This is a genomic window from Escherichia sp. E4702, from assembly GCF_963883545.1.
GTDB lineage: Bacteria > Pseudomonadota > Gammaproteobacteria > Enterobacterales > Enterobacteriaceae > Escherichia.
Map to the genome: position 1 here is coordinate 87,883 of NZ_CAWORF010000011.1, position 13,872 is coordinate 101,754.

A 13,872-nucleotide genomic window follows, 5' to 3' on the forward strand; every position below is an offset into this window, starting at 1 on the left:
TCCTAAATCTATTTCGCGAAGCTTACTGCGCCGACAGTCACCACGGACCATTTGCAATGGTGAACAATATGACCGACTTAACCGCGCAAGAACCCGCCTGGCAGACCCGCGATCATCTTGATGATCCGGTGATTGGCGAACTGCGCAACCGTTTTGGGCCGGATGCCTTTACTGTTCAGGCGACTCGCACCGGGGTTCCCGTTGTGTGGATCAAGCGTGAACAATTACTGGAAGTGGGCGATTTCTTAAAGAAACTGCCGAAACCTTACGTCATGCTGTTTGACTTACACGGCATGGACGAACGTCTGCGCACACACCGCGAAGGGTTACCTGCCGCGGATTTTTCCGTTTTCTACCATCTGATTTCTATCGATCGTAACCGCGACATCATGCTGAAGGTGGCGCTGGCAGAAAACGACCTGCACGTACCGACCTTCACCAAACTGTTCCCGAACGCTAACTGGTATGAGCGTGAAACCTGGGATCTGTTTGGCATTACTTTCGACGGTCACCCGAACCTGCGCCGCATCATGATGCCGCAAACCTGGAAAGGTCACCCGCTGCGTAAAGATTACCCAGCGCGCGCTACCGAATTCTCGCCGTTTGAGCTGACCAAAGCCAAACAGGATCTGGAGATGGAAGCCCTGACCTTCAAACCGGAAGAGTGGGGGATGAAGCGCGGCACCGAAAACGAGGACTTCATGTTCCTCAACCTCGGCCCGAACCACCCGTCGGCGCACGGGGCTTTCCGTATCGTTTTACAACTCGACGGCGAAGAGATTGTCGACTGCGTACCCGACATCGGCTACCACCACCGTGGTGCGGAGAAAATGGGCGAACGCCAGTCCTGGCACAGCTACATTCCGTATACCGACCGTATCGAATACCTCGGCGGCTGCGTTAACGAAATGCCTTACGTGCTGGCGGTAGAGAAACTGGCCGGGATCACCGTGCCGGATCGCGTTAACGTCATTCGCGTAATGCTCTCCGAACTGTTCCGCATCAACAGTCACCTGCTGTATATCTCGACCTTTATTCAGGACGTCGGCGCAATGACGCCCGTGTTCTTCGCCTTTACCGATCGTCAGAAAATTTACGATCTGGTGGAAGCAATCACTGGTTTCCGTATGCACCCGGCGTGGTTCCGTATTGGCGGCGTAGCGCATGACCTGCCGCGTGGCTGGGATCGCCTGCTGCGTGAGTTCCTCGACTGGATGCCGAAACGTCTGGCGTCTTACGAGAAAGCGGCGCTGCAAAACACCATTCTGAAAGGTCGTTCCCAGGGCGTTGCCGCCTATGGCGCGAAAGAGGCGCTGGAGTGGGGCACCACTGGCGCGGGCCTGCGTGCTACCGGGATCGACTTCGACGTGCGTAAGGCGCGTCCTTATTCTGGCTATGAAAACTTCGACTTTGAAATCCCGGTGGGTGGTGGTGTTTCTGACTGCTACACCCGCGTAATGCTTAAAGTGGAAGAGCTGCGCCAGAGTCTGCGCATTCTTGAGCAGTGCCTCAACAACATGCCGGAAGGCCCGTTCAAAGCGGATCACCCGCTGACCACGCCGCCGCCGAAAGAGCGCACGCTGCAACATATCGAAACCCTGATCACCCACTTCCTGCAAGTGTCGTGGGGTCCGGTGATGCCTGCCAATGAATCCTTCCAGATGATTGAGGCGACTAAAGGGATCAATAGTTACTACCTGACCAGTGACGGCAGCACCATGAGTTATCGCACCCGTATCCGTACGCCAAGTTATGCGCATTTGCAGCAAATTCCGGCGGCGATCCGCGGCAGCCTGGTGTCTGACCTGATTGTTTATCTGGGCAGTATCGATTTTGTTATGTCAGATGTGGACCGCTAATTATGCACGAGAATCAACAACCACAAACCGAGGCTTTTGAGCTGAGTGCGGCAGAGCGTGAAGCGATTGAGCACGAGATGCACCACTACGAAGACCCGCGTGCGGCGTCCATTGAAGCGCTGAAAATCGTTCAGAAGCAGCGTGGCTGGGTGCCGGATGGCGCGATCCACGCGATCGCCGATGTGCTGGGTATTCCGGCGAGCGACGTCGAAGGTGTGGCAACGTTCTACAGCCAGATCTTCCGTCAGCCGGTAGGCCGCCATGTGATCCGTTATTGCGACAGCGTGGTTTGTCATATCAACGGTTACCAGGGTATTCAGGCGGCGCTCGAGAAAAAGCTGAACATCAAACCAGGGCAAACGACATTTGATGGCCGCTTTACGCTGCTGCCAACTTGCTGCCTGGGGAACTGTGATAAAGGGCCAAACATGATGATCGATGAGGACACTCACGCGCATCTGACCCCGGAAGCGATCCCTGAACTGCTGGAGCGGTATAAATGAAAAACATTATCCGTACTCCCGAAACGCATCCGCTGACCTGGCGTCTGCGCGATGACAAACAGCCAGTGTGGCTGGACGAATACCGCAGCAAAAACGGTTACGAAGGCGCGCGTAAGGCGCTGACCGGGCTGTCTCCGGACGAAATCGTTAATCAGGTAAAAGACGCTGGTCTGAAAGGGCGCGGCGGCGCGGGCTTCTCGACTGGCCTGAAATGGAGCCTGATGCCGAAAGACGAATCCATGAACATCCGTTACCTGCTGTGTAACGCCGATGAAATGGAGCCGGGCACCTATAAAGACCGCCTGCTGATGGAGCAACTGCCGCACCTGCTGGTGGAAGGTATGCTCATCTCCGCGTTTGCGCTGAAAGCTTACCGTGGCTACATCTTCCTGCGTGGCGAGTATATCGAAGCGGCAGTGAATCTGCGCCGTGCCATTGCCGAAGCCACCGAAGCAGGGCTGCTTGGCAAAAACATTATGGGAACAGGTTTCGATTTCGAACTGTTCGTCCATACCGGGGCAGGGCGCTACATCTGCGGCGAAGAAACAGCGTTAATCAACTCCCTGGAAGGGCGTCGCGCTAACCCGCGCTCAAAACCGCCATTCCCGGCAACCTCCGGCGCATGGGGTAAACCGACCTGTGTCAACAACGTCGAAACCCTGTGTAACGTTCCGGCAATCCTCGCAAACGGCGTGGAGTGGTATCAGAACATCTCGAAAAGCAAAGATGCTGGCACCAAGCTGATGGGCTTCTCCGGTCGGGTGAAAAATCCGGGCCTGTGGGAACTGCCGTTTGGTACTACCGCGCGTGAGATCCTCGAAGACTACGCCGGTGGTATGCGTGACGGTCTGAAATTCAAAGCCTGGCAGCCAGGCGGCGCGGGGACTGACTTTCTGACCGAAGCGCACCTTGACCTGCCGATGGAATTCGAAAGTATCGGTAAAGCGGGAAGCCGTCTGGGTACGGCGCTGGCGATGGCGGTTGACCATGAGATCAACATGGTGTCGCTGGTGCGTAACCTGGAAGAGTTTTTCGCCCGTGAGTCCTGCGGCTGGTGTACGCCGTGCCGCGACGGTCTGCCGTGGAGCGTGAAAATTCTGCGTGCGCTGGAGCGTGGCGAAGGCCAGCCGGGTGATATCGAAACACTTGAGCAACTGTGTCGATTCTTAGGCCCGGGTAAAACTTTCTGTGCCCACGCACCTGGTGCAGTGGAGCCGTTACAGAGCGCCATCAAATATTTCCGCGAAGAATTTGAGGCGGGAATCAAACAGCCGTTCAGCAATACCCATTTGATTAATGGGATTCAGCCGAACCTGCTGAAAGAGCGCTGGTAACCGAATTTCGATTAACGCTCGGTCCCTGACCGAGAAAACTGGAAGCATGCTAATGGCTACAATTCATGTAGACGGCAAAGAATACGAGGTCAACGGAGCGGACAACTTGCTGGAAGCTTGTCTGTCTCTGGGCCTTGATATTCCTTACTTTTGCTGGCATCCGGCGCTGGGAAGCGTCGGTGCTTGCCGCCAGTGTGCGGTGAAGCAATACCAAAACGCGGAAGACACGCGTGGTCGCCTGGTGATGTCCTGTATGACACCGGCTTCCGATGGCACCTTTATTTCCATTGACGACGAAGAAGCGAAACAGTTCCGTGAAAGTGTGGTCGAGTGGTTGATGACCAACCACCCGCACGACTGTCCGGTATGTGAAGAAGGCGGTAACTGCCATCTTCAGGATATGACCGTGATGACCGGGCATACCTTCCGTCGCTACCGTTTCACTAAACGTACCCACCGTAATCAGGATTTGGGGCCGTTCATCTCTCACGAAATGAACCGCTGCATCGCCTGCTACCGCTGCGTGCGTTACTACAAAGATTACGCTGACGGTACAGATCTGGGCGTTTACGGTGCGCACGACAACGTCTACTTCGGTCGCCCGGAAGACGGCACGCTGGAAAGCGAATTTTCCGGTAACCTGGTCGAAATTTGCCCGACCGGCGTATTTACCGACAAAACGCACTCCGAGCGTTACAACCGTAAATGGGATATGCAGTTTGCGCCGAGCATCTGCCAGCAATGTTCCATCGGCTGTAACATCAGCCCCGGCGAGCGTTATGGCGAACTGCGTCGTATCGAAAACCGTTACAACGGTACGGTAAACCACTACTTCCTCTGCGACCGTGGTCGTTTCGGTTACGGTTACGTCAACCTGAAAGATCGTCCGCGTCAGCCAGTACAGCGTCGTGGCGATGATTTCATTACCCTCAACGCCGAACAGGCAATGCAGGGCGCAGCAGATATTCTGCGTCAGTCGAAGAAAGTGATCGGCATTGGTTCTCCGCGCGCCAGCGTGGAAAGCAACTTTGCGCTGCGTGAGCTGGTGGGCGAAGAAAACTTCTATACCGGTATCGCTCACGGTGAGCAGGAGCGTCTGCAACTGGCGCTGAAAGTGCTGCGTGAAGGCGGCATTTATACGCCGGCACTGCGCGAAATCGAATCTTACGATGCGGTACTGGTGCTGGGCGAAGACGTTACCCAGACCGGCGCGCGCGTCGCGCTGGCAGTGCGTCAGGCGGTGAAAGGAAAAGCACGCGAAATGGCGGCAGCACAGAAAGTGGCTGACTGGCAGATTGCGGCAATCCTCAACATCGGCCAACGTGCGAAGCATCCGCTGTTTGTTACCAACGTTGATGACACCCGTCTGGATGATATCGCGGCGTGGACTTACCGCGCACCGGTTGAAGATCAGGCGCGTTTAGGTTTTGCCATCGCCCATGCGCTGGATAACTCCGCGCCAGCGGTTGACGGTATCGAACCTGAGCTGCAAAGCAAAATCGACGTCATCGTGCAGGCACTGGCTGGTGCGAAGAAACCGTTGATTATCTCCGGGACGAACGCCGGTAGCTTAGAGGTGATTCAGGCTGCGGCTAACGTCGCGAAAGCCCTGAAAGGTCGCGGCGCTGACGTCGGTATCACCATGGTTGCCCGTTCCGTCAACAGCATGGGGCTGGGCATTATGGGCGGTGGATCACTTGAAGAAGCGTTAACCGAACTGGAAACCGGACGCGCCGACGCGGTGGTTGTGCTGGAGAACGATCTGCATCGTCACGCTTCCGCTACCCGCGTGAATGCTGCGCTGGCTAAAGCGCCGCTGGTGATGGTGGTTGACCATCAACGCACAGCGATTATGGAAAACGCCCATCTGGTGCTTTCCGCCGCCAGCTTTGCTGAAAGCGACGGTACGGTAATTAATAATGAAGGCCGCGCCCAACGTTTCTTCCAGGTTTACGACCCGTCCTATTACGACAGCAAAACTGTCATGCTGGAAAGCTGGCGCTGGTTACACTCGCTGCACAGCACCCTGCTGAGCCGTGAAGTGGACTGGACGCAGCTCGACCACGTGATTGACGCCGTTGTGGCGAAAATCCCGGAACTGGCAGGTATCAAAGATGCTGCACCGGATGCGACATTCCGCATTCGTGGGCAGAAACTGGCCCGTGAGCCGCACCGTTACAGCGGTCGTACCGCCATGCGCGCCAACATCAGCGTTCATGAGCCGCGTCAACCGCAGGATATTGACACCATGTTCACCTTCTCGATGGAAGGTAACAACCAGCCGACCGCGCACCGTTCGCAAGTGCCGTTTGCATGGGCGCCGGGCTGGAACTCCCCGCAGGCGTGGAACAAATTCCAGGACGAAGTGGGCGGCAAACTGCGCTTTGGCGATCCGGGCGTGCGTCTGTTTGAAACCAGCGAAAATGGTCTGGATTACTTCACCAGTGTACCGGCACGCTTCCAGCCGCAGGACGGGAAATGGCGTATCGCGCCGTACTACCACCTGTTTGGCAGCGATGAATTGTCACAGCGTGCTCCGGTCTTCCAGAGCCGTATGCCGCAACCGTACATCAAACTCAACCCAGCGGATGCCGCGAAGTTGGGCGTGAATGCGGGGACAAGTGTCTCCTTTAGTTACGATGGCAACACGGTCACGCTGCCGGTTGAAATCGCCGAAGGGCTGACGGCAGGGCAGGTGGGCTTGCCGATGGGTATGTCCGGCATTGCTCCGGTGCTGGCTGGCGCGCATCTTGAGGATCTCAAGGAGGCACAACAATGAGTTGGATATCACCGGAACTGATTGAGATCCTGCTGACCATCCTCAAAGCGGTGGTGATCCTGCTGGTGGTTGTCACCTGTGGGGCATTCATGAGCTTTGGCGAACGTCGCCTGCTGGGTCTGTTCCAGAACCGTTACGGACCTAACCGTGTTGGCTGGGGCGGTTCGCTCCAGCTGGTCGCGGACATGATCAAAATGTTCTTTAAAGAAGACTGGATCCCGAAATTCTCGGATCGCGTCATCTTTACCCTGGCACCGATGATTGCCTTTACCTCGCTGCTGCTGGCCTTTGCAATTGTGCCGGTCAGTCCGGGTTGGGTGGTTGCCGACCTGAACATCGGGATTTTGTTCTTCCTGATGATGGCAGGTCTGGCGGTTTACGCGGTGCTGTTTGCGGGCTGGTCAAGTAACAACAAATACTCGCTGCTGGGTGCGATGCGTGCTTCTGCGCAGACCCTGAGCTACGAAGTGTTCCTCGGGCTTTCCCTGATGGGCGTGGTGGCGCAGGCCGGTTCATTCAACATGACCGACATCGTCAACAGCCAGGCGCATGTGTGGAACGTCATCCCGCAATTCTTTGGTTTTATTACCTTTGCCATCGCGGGCGTGGCGGTGTGTCACCGTCACCCGTTTGACCAGCCGGAAGCCGAGCAGGAACTGGCGGATGGTTACCACATTGAATATTCCGGTATGAAGTTCGGTCTGTTCTTCGTGGGTGAGTACATCGGGATTGTGACCATCTCTGCACTGATGGTGACGCTGTTCTTCGGTGGCTGGCAAGGCCCGTTGTTACCGCCATTCATCTGGTTCGCGCTGAAAACCGCGTTCTTTATGATGATGTTCATTTTGATTCGTGCGTCGTTACCGCGTCCGCGTTATGACCAGGTAATGTCCTTCGGCTGGAAAATCTGCCTGCCGCTGACGCTGATCAACTTGCTGGTAACGGCGGCTGTCATTCTCTGGCAGGCGCAATAAGGGGCAATAAGACCATGACCTTAAAAGAATTGTTAGTAGGTTTCGGCACCCAGGTTCGTAGTATCTGGATGATCGGCCTGCACGCGTTCGCCAAACGCGAAACGCGAATGTACCCGGAAGAGCCGGTCTATCTGCCGCCCCGTTATCGTGGTCGTATCGTTCTGACCCGCGACCCGGACGGCGAAGAGCGTTGCGTAGCCTGTAACCTCTGCGCGGTAGCCTGCCCGGTCGGCTGTATCTCGCTGCAAAAAGCAGAAACCAAAGACGGTCGCTGGTATCCGGAATTTTTCCGCATCAACTTCTCACGCTGCATTTTCTGTGGTCTGTGCGAAGAAGCCTGTCCGACCACGGCGATTCAGTTAACCCCGGATTTCGAAATGGGGGAATACAAGCGCCAGGATCTGGTTTACGAGAAAGAGGATCTGCTGATCTCCGGTCCGGGCAAATACCCGGAATATAACTTCTACCGGATGGCAGGTATGGCAATCGACGGCAAAGATAAGGGCGAAGCAGAGAACGAAGCCAAGCCTATCGACGTCAAGAGCCTGTTACCGTAAGGAGAGGGGCAATGGAGTTCGCTTTTTATATCTGTGGCCTGATAGCCATACTTGCGACCTTGCGAGTGATCACCCATACCAATCCGGTACACGCACTGCTGTACCTGATTATTTCGCTGCTGGCGATTTCCGGGGTGTTCTTCTCACTAGGCGCTTACTTCGCCGGTGCGCTGGAAATTATCGTCTACGCGGGTGCCATTATGGTGCTGTTCGTGTTCGTGGTGATGATGCTCAACCTGGGCGGTTCAGAAATCGAACAGGAACGCCAGTGGCTGAAACCGCAGGTGTGGATTGGTCCGGCAATTTTGTCGGCCATCATGCTGGTGGTGATTGTTTACGCCATTCTCGGTGTTAACGATCAGGGTATCGACGGTACGCCAATCAGTGCTAAAGCAGTGGGTATTACGCTGTTTGGGCCTTACGTACTGGCGGTGGAACTGGCCTCTATGCTGCTGCTCGCGGGTCTGGTTGTGGCCTTCCACGTCGGTCGTGAAGAGCGTGCGGGTGAAGTGCTGAGCAATCGTAAAGACGACAGCGCGAAAAGAAAAACGGAGGAGCACGCATGATCCCCTTACAACATGGACTGATCCTCGCGGCAATCTTATTCGTTCTTGGCTTAACCGGTCTGGTTATCCGTCGCAATCTGCTGTTTATGCTGATTGGTCTGGAAATCATGATTAACGCTTCCGCGCTGGCCTTTGTGGTCGCCGGAAGCTACTGGGGCCAGACCGACGGTCAGGTGATGTACATTCTCGCCATCAGCCTCGCGGCGGCAGAAGCGAGTATCGGCCTTGCGCTGCTGCTGCAGCTTCACCGTCGTCGCCAGAACCTGAACATCGATTCAGTAAGTGAGATGCGCGGATGAACATGCTTGCCTTAACCATTATTTTGCCATTGATTGGCTTCGTCCTGCTGGCGTTCTCCCGTGGGCGCTGGTCTGAAAACGTCTCGGCGATCGTCGGCGTTGGCTCTGTGGGCCTGGCGGCGCTGGTAACTGCCTTTATCGGCGTTGACTTCTTCGCTAACGGCGAGCAGGCATACAGCCAGCCGCTGTGGACGTGGATGTCGGTAGGCGACTTTAACATCGGTTTTAACCTGGTGCTGGACGGCCTGTCGCTGACCATGCTCTCAGTGGTCACCGGTGTGGGTTTCCTGATCCACATGTACGCCTCCTGGTATATGCGTGGTGAAGAGGGCTACTCTCGCTTCTTCGCTTACACCAACCTGTTCATCGCCAGCATGGTGGTTCTGGTTCTCGCCGATAACCTGCTGCTGATGTACCTCGGCTGGGAAGGCGTGGGCCTGTGCTCCTATCTGCTGATCGGTTTCTATTACACCGATCCGAAGAATGGCGCAGCGGCAATGAAAGCGTTCGTCGTGACCCGTGTGGGTGACGTGTTCCTCGCTTTCGCACTGTTCATTCTTTACAACGAACTGGGTACGCTGAACTTCCGCGAAATGGTGGAACTGGCACCAGCGCACTTTGCTGACGGCAATAACATGCTGATGTGGGCGACGCTGATGCTGCTGGGCGGTGCGGTCGGTAAATCTGCGCAGTTGCCGTTGCAGACATGGCTTGCCGACGCGATGGCGGGCCCGACGCCTGTCTCCGCGCTGATCCACGCTGCAACGATGGTAACCGCGGGTGTCTACCTGATCGCCCGTACCCACGGCCTGTTCCTGATGACGCCGGAAGTTCTGCATCTGGTGGGCATTGTCGGGGCGGTTACGCTGCTGCTGGCCGGTTTTGCCGCGCTGGTACAGACCGATATCAAACGTGTTCTCGCTTACTCTACCATGAGCCAGATTGGCTACATGTTCCTCGCGCTTGGCGTGCAGGCATGGGATGCGGCGATTTTTCACTTGATGACTCACGCGTTCTTTAAAGCGCTGCTGTTCCTGGCATCCGGTTCCGTCATTCTGGCCTGCCATCACGAACAGAACATCTTCAAGATGGGCGGTCTGCGTAAATCTATTCCGCTGGTTTATCTCTGCTTCCTGGTGGGCGGCGCAGCACTGTCGGCACTGCCGCTGGTCACTGCGGGCTTCTTCAGTAAGGATGAGATCCTCGCGGGTGCGATGGCGAATGGTCATATCAATCTGATGGTGGCAGGTCTGGTCGGTGCGTTTATGACCTCGCTCTACACCTTCCGTATGATTTTCATTGTCTTCCACGGAAAAGAACAAATTCACGCTCACGCCGTGAAAGGGGTAACTCACAGCCTGCCGCTGATTGTGCTGCTGATCCTTTCCACCTTCGTTGGCGCACTGATTGTACCGCCGTTGCAGGGCGTGCTTCCGCAAACGACGGAGCTGGCGCACGGCAGCATGTTGACCCTGGAAATTACCTCTGGCGTGGTCGCGGTGGTCGGCATTCTGCTGGCAGCCTGGCTGTGGCTGGGTAAACGTACTCTGGTGACCTCCATCGCCAACAGTGCGCCGGGCCGCCTGCTGAGTACCTGGTGGTACAACGCCTGGGGCTTTGACTGGCTGTACGACAAAGTGTTCGTCAAGCCGTTCCTGGGTATTGCCTGGTTGCTGAAACGCGATCCGCTGAACTCAATGATGAACATCCCGGCGGTTCTTTCCCGCTTTGCAGGTAAAGGCCTGCTGTTAAGCGAGAACGGCTACCTGCGCTGGTATGTGGCATCCATGAGCATCGGTGCGGTCGTGGTGCTGGCACTGTTGATGGTACTGCGTTGAGTTAAGGATTGTGGGCTTGCCCCTGGGCATATAAGAACGTAGGTCGGATAAGCCGTCTTCGCGGCGCATCCGACACTACAACCACAATCCGAAGAGAATTTTCTGTCGTGAGAATTCGTTGAAAATCCGGTCCTGACGGGACTTTTACAAGGAATAAAGATCGCCATGTTACTACCCTGGCTAATATTAATTCCCTTTATTGGCGGCTTCCTGTGCTGGCAGACCGAACGCTTTGGCGTCAAGGTGCCGCGCTGGATCGCGCTGATCACCATGGGATTGACGCTGGCGCTGTCGCTGCAACTGTGGTTGCAGGGCGGTTATTCACTGACGCAATCCGCCGGAATTCCGCAGTGGCAGTCTGAATTCGACATGCCGTGGATCCCGCGTTTTGGTATCTCTATCCATCTCGCCATTGATGGTTTGTCACTGCTGATGGTCGTGCTGACCGGTCTGCTCGGCGTGCTGGCCGTACTCTGTTCGTGGAACGAGATCGAAAAATATCAGGGCTTCTTCCACCTCAACCTGATGTGGATCCTGGGCGGCGTTATCGGCGTGTTCCTTGCCATCGACATGTTCCTGTTCTTCTTCTTCTGGGAAATGATGTTGGTGCCGATGTACTTCCTGATCGCACTGTGGGGGCATAAAGCTTCTGACGGTAAAACGCGTATCACGGCGGCAACCAAGTTCTTCATTTACACCCAGGCGAGTGGTCTGGTGATGTTGATCGCCATCCTGGCGCTGGTTTTTGTTCACTACAATGCGACCGGCGTCTGGACCTTCAACTATGAAGAGCTGCTGAATACGCCGATGTCCAGTGGTGTGGAATATCTGTTGATGCTGGGCTTCTTCATCGCCTTCGCGGTGAAAATGCCGGTGGTTCCGCTGCATGGCTGGCTGCCAGATGCGCACTCCCAGGCACCGACCGCTGGTTCCGTGGACCTCGCAGGGATCTTGCTGAAAACCGCCGCTTACGGTCTGCTGCGTTTCTCCCTGCCGCTGTTCCCGAACGCGTCGGCAGAGTTTGCGCCAATCGCTATGTGGCTGGGTGTTATCGGCATCTTCTACGGTGCGTGGATGGCCTTCGCCCAGACCGATATCAAACGTCTGATCGCCTACACCTCGGTTTCCCACATGGGCTTCGTGCTGATTGCCATCTACACCGGCAGCCAGTTGGCCTACCAGGGCGCGGTAATTCAGATGATTGCGCACGGCTTGTCAGCGGCGGGTCTGTTTATTCTCTGCGGTCAGCTCTATGAACGTATCCATACCCGCGACATGCGCATGATGGGCGGTCTGTGGAGCAAAATGAAATGGCTGCCAGCACTGTCGCTGTTCTTTGCGGTGGCAACGCTTGGGATGCCTGGCACCGGTAACTTCGTCGGCGAATTTATGATTCTGTTCGGCAGCTTCCAGGTTGTCCCGGTGATTACCGTTATCTCTACCTTTGGGCTGGTCTTTGCATCTGTTTATTCGCTGGCGATGTTACATCGCGCTTACTTCGGTAAAGCGAAAAGCGAGATTGCCAGCCAGGAACTGCCAGGGATGTCGCTGCGTGAGCTGTTTATGATCCTGTTGCTGGTGGTGCTGCTGGTACTGCTGGGCTTCTATCCGCAGCCGATTCTGGATACCTCGCACTCCGCGATTGGCAATATCCAGCAGTGGTTTGTTAATTCCGTTACTACTACAAGGCCGTAAATCGCCATGACAATAACTCCACAAAACCTGATCGCACTGCTACCGTTGCTGATCGTCGGCTTGACGGTGGTGGTTGTGATGCTCTCCATTGCGTGGCGACGCAATCATTTCCTCAACGCTACGCTCTCGGTTATTGGGCTTAACGCGGCGCTGGTTTCGCTCTGGTTTGTCGGCCAGGCGGGCGCTATGGACGTTACGCCGCTGATGCGCGTTGATGGTTTCGCCATGCTTTACACCGGGCTGGTATTGTTGGCGAGCCTCGCCACCTGTACTTTCGCCTACCCGTGGCTTGAAGGCTATAACGACAACAAGGACGAGTTCTACCTGTTGGTGTTAATTGCCGCCCTGGGCGGGATCCTGCTGGCGAATGCTAACCATCTGGCGTCTCTGTTCCTCGGTATCGAACTGATCTCTTTGCCGCTGTTTGGCCTGGTCGGTTACGCTTTCCGCCAGAAACGTTCTCTGGAAGCCAGTATCAAATACACTATCCTTTCTGCCGCAGCGTCTTCTTTCCTGCTGTTCGGTATGGCGCTGGTGTATGCGCAGTCTGGCGACCTGTCGTTTGTCGCGCTGGGTAAAAACCTCGGCGACGGTATGCTCAACGAGCCGCTGTTGCTGGCAGGTTTCGGCCTGATGATTGTTGGCCTCGGCTTCAAACTCTCTCTGGTGCCGTTCCACCTGTGGACGCCAGACGTATACCAGGGCGCGCCTGCGCCGGTTTCCACTTTTCTGGCGACGGCGAGCAAAATCGCTATCTTCGGTGTGGTGATGCGTCTGTTCCTCTACGCACCGGTGGGTGACAGCGAAGCGATTCGCGTGGTGCTGGCGATTATCGCCTTTGCCTCCATCATCTTCGGTAACCTGATGGCGCTGAGCCAGACCAATATCAAGCGTCTGCTCGGTTACTCATCTATCTCTCACCTCGGCTATCTGCTGGTGGCGCTGATTGCACTGCAAACCGGCGAGATGTCGATGGAAGCGGTAGGGGTTTACCTGGCCGGTTATCTGTTCAGCAGCCTCGGCGCGTTCGGTGTGGTCAGCCTGATGTCCAGCCCGTATCGTGGCCCGGATGCTGATTCCCTGTTCTCTTACCGCGGACTGTTCTGGCATCGTCCGATCCTCGCGGCGGTGATGACGGTGATGATGCTGTCTCTGGCCGGTATCCCGATGACGCTGGGCTTTATTGGTAAGTTCTACGTGCTGGCGGTCGGTGTCCAGGCACACTTGTGGTGGCTGGTGGGTGCCGTGGTTGTCGGTTCGGCAATCGGCCTTTACTACTATCTGCGTGTGGCGGTGAGCCTGTACCTGCACGCACCGGAACAACCGGGTCGCGATGCACCGTCAAACTGGCAGTATAGCGCAGGCGGTATCGTGGTGCTGATCTCTGCACTGCTGGTTCTGGTGCTGGGTGTATGGCCACAACCGCTGATTAGTATTGTGCGTTTGGCAATGCCGCTGATGTAATCTG

The 13,872-nt window shown here is 56.0% G+C and carries 11 protein-coding genes; all 11 read left to right on the top strand.

Annotated features, from left to right (window positions below):
* Positions 1-56 precede the first annotated feature (56 nt).
* Positions 57-1,859 (top strand): NADH-quinone oxidoreductase subunit C/D, encoded by a 1,803-nt coding sequence (gene nuoC, locus AACU94_RS04885; RefSeq protein ID WP_000247878.1) that lies wholly within the window; start codon positions 57-59, stop codon positions 1,857-1,859.
* A 2-nt stretch (positions 1,860-1,861) separates the two neighbouring features.
* Positions 1,862-2,362 (top strand): NADH-quinone oxidoreductase subunit NuoE, encoded by a 501-nt coding sequence (gene nuoE, locus AACU94_RS04890; protein ID WP_000545042.1) that lies wholly within the window; start codon positions 1,862-1,864, stop codon positions 2,360-2,362.
* A complete protein-coding gene (nuoF, locus tag AACU94_RS04895) occupies positions 2,359-3,696 on the top strand; it encodes an NADH-quinone oxidoreductase subunit NuoF (protein ID WP_000789500.1) in 1,338 nt (445 codons plus the stop codon). The genes nuoE and nuoF overlap by 4 nt, the downstream gene beginning before the upstream one ends.
* A 52-nt stretch (positions 3,697-3,748) precedes the next feature.
* Entirely contained in the window at positions 3,749-6,475 is a 2,727-nt protein-coding gene (gene nuoG, locus AACU94_RS04900; RefSeq protein ID WP_135489026.1) for an NADH-quinone oxidoreductase subunit NuoG, read from the top strand.
* Entirely contained in the window at positions 6,472-7,449 is a 978-nt protein-coding gene (gene nuoH, locus AACU94_RS04905; RefSeq protein ID WP_000118507.1) for an NADH-quinone oxidoreductase subunit NuoH, read from the top strand. The genes nuoG and nuoH overlap by 4 nt, the downstream gene beginning before the upstream one ends.
* A 14-nt stretch (positions 7,450-7,463) precedes the next feature.
* Positions 7,464-8,006 (top strand): NADH-quinone oxidoreductase subunit NuoI, encoded by a 543-nt coding sequence (gene nuoI / locus AACU94_RS04910; RefSeq protein ID WP_000172749.1) that lies wholly within the window; start codon positions 7,464-7,466, stop codon positions 8,004-8,006.
* 11 nt (positions 8,007-8,017) lie between these two features.
* A complete protein-coding gene (gene nuoJ, locus AACU94_RS04915; RefSeq protein WP_000393511.1) occupies positions 8,018-8,572 on the top strand; it encodes an NADH-quinone oxidoreductase subunit J in 555 nt (184 codons plus the stop codon).
* Positions 8,569-8,871, top strand: a complete 303-nt coding sequence (gene nuoK, locus AACU94_RS04920) for an NADH-quinone oxidoreductase subunit NuoK (RefSeq protein WP_000612644.1) — start codon at positions 8,569-8,571, stop codon at positions 8,869-8,871. Before nuoJ ends, nuoK begins: the two co-directional genes overlap by 4 nt.
* Positions 8,868-10,709, top strand: a complete 1,842-nt coding sequence (gene nuoL / locus AACU94_RS04925; protein ID WP_001056622.1) for an NADH-quinone oxidoreductase subunit L — start codon at positions 8,868-8,870, stop codon at positions 10,707-10,709. The genes nuoK and nuoL overlap by 4 nt, the downstream gene beginning before the upstream one ends.
* Positions 10,710-10,874: 165 nt before the next feature.
* Positions 10,875-12,404: an NADH-quinone oxidoreductase subunit M gene (gene nuoM, locus AACU94_RS04930; protein ID WP_130216980.1), complete on the top strand. Its 1,530-nt coding sequence runs from the start codon at positions 10,875-10,877 to the stop codon at positions 12,402-12,404.
* 6 nt (positions 12,405-12,410) lie between these two features.
* The gene (gene nuoN / locus AACU94_RS04935) at positions 12,411-13,868 is read left to right on the top strand and encodes an NADH-quinone oxidoreductase subunit NuoN (RefSeq protein WP_000156701.1); all 1,458 of its coding nucleotides are present in this window, start codon (positions 12,411-12,413) and stop codon (positions 13,866-13,868) included.
* Positions 13,869-13,872 lie beyond the last annotated feature (4 nt).

Excerpts from the sequence above, each read along its gene's own strand:
- nuoC (WP_000247878.1), top strand. The coding sequence starts at position 57 with ATGGTGAACAATATGACCGACTTAACCGCGCAAGAACCCGCCTGGCAG.
- nuoE (WP_000545042.1), top strand. The coding sequence starts at position 1,862 with ATGCACGAGAATCAACAACCACAAACCGAGGCTTTTGAGCTGAGTGCG.
- nuoF (WP_000789500.1), top strand. The coding sequence starts at position 2,359 with ATGAAAAACATTATCCGTACTCCCGAAACGCATCCGCTGACCTGGCGT.
- nuoG (WP_135489026.1), top strand. The coding sequence starts at position 3,749 with ATGGCTACAATTCATGTAGACGGCAAAGAATACGAGGTCAACGGAGCG.
- nuoH (WP_000118507.1), top strand. The coding sequence starts at position 6,472 with ATGAGTTGGATATCACCGGAACTGATTGAGATCCTGCTGACCATCCTC.
- nuoI (WP_000172749.1), top strand. The coding sequence starts at position 7,464 with ATGACCTTAAAAGAATTGTTAGTAGGTTTCGGCACCCAGGTTCGTAGT.
- nuoJ (WP_000393511.1), top strand. The coding sequence starts at position 8,018 with ATGGAGTTCGCTTTTTATATCTGTGGCCTGATAGCCATACTTGCGACC.
- nuoK (WP_000612644.1), top strand. The coding sequence starts at position 8,569 with ATGATCCCCTTACAACATGGACTGATCCTCGCGGCAATCTTATTCGTT.
- nuoL (WP_001056622.1), top strand. The coding sequence starts at position 8,868 with ATGAACATGCTTGCCTTAACCATTATTTTGCCATTGATTGGCTTCGTC.
- nuoM (WP_130216980.1), top strand. The coding sequence starts at position 10,875 with ATGTTACTACCCTGGCTAATATTAATTCCCTTTATTGGCGGCTTCCTG.
- nuoN (WP_000156701.1), top strand. The coding sequence starts at position 12,411 with ATGACAATAACTCCACAAAACCTGATCGCACTGCTACCGTTGCTGATC.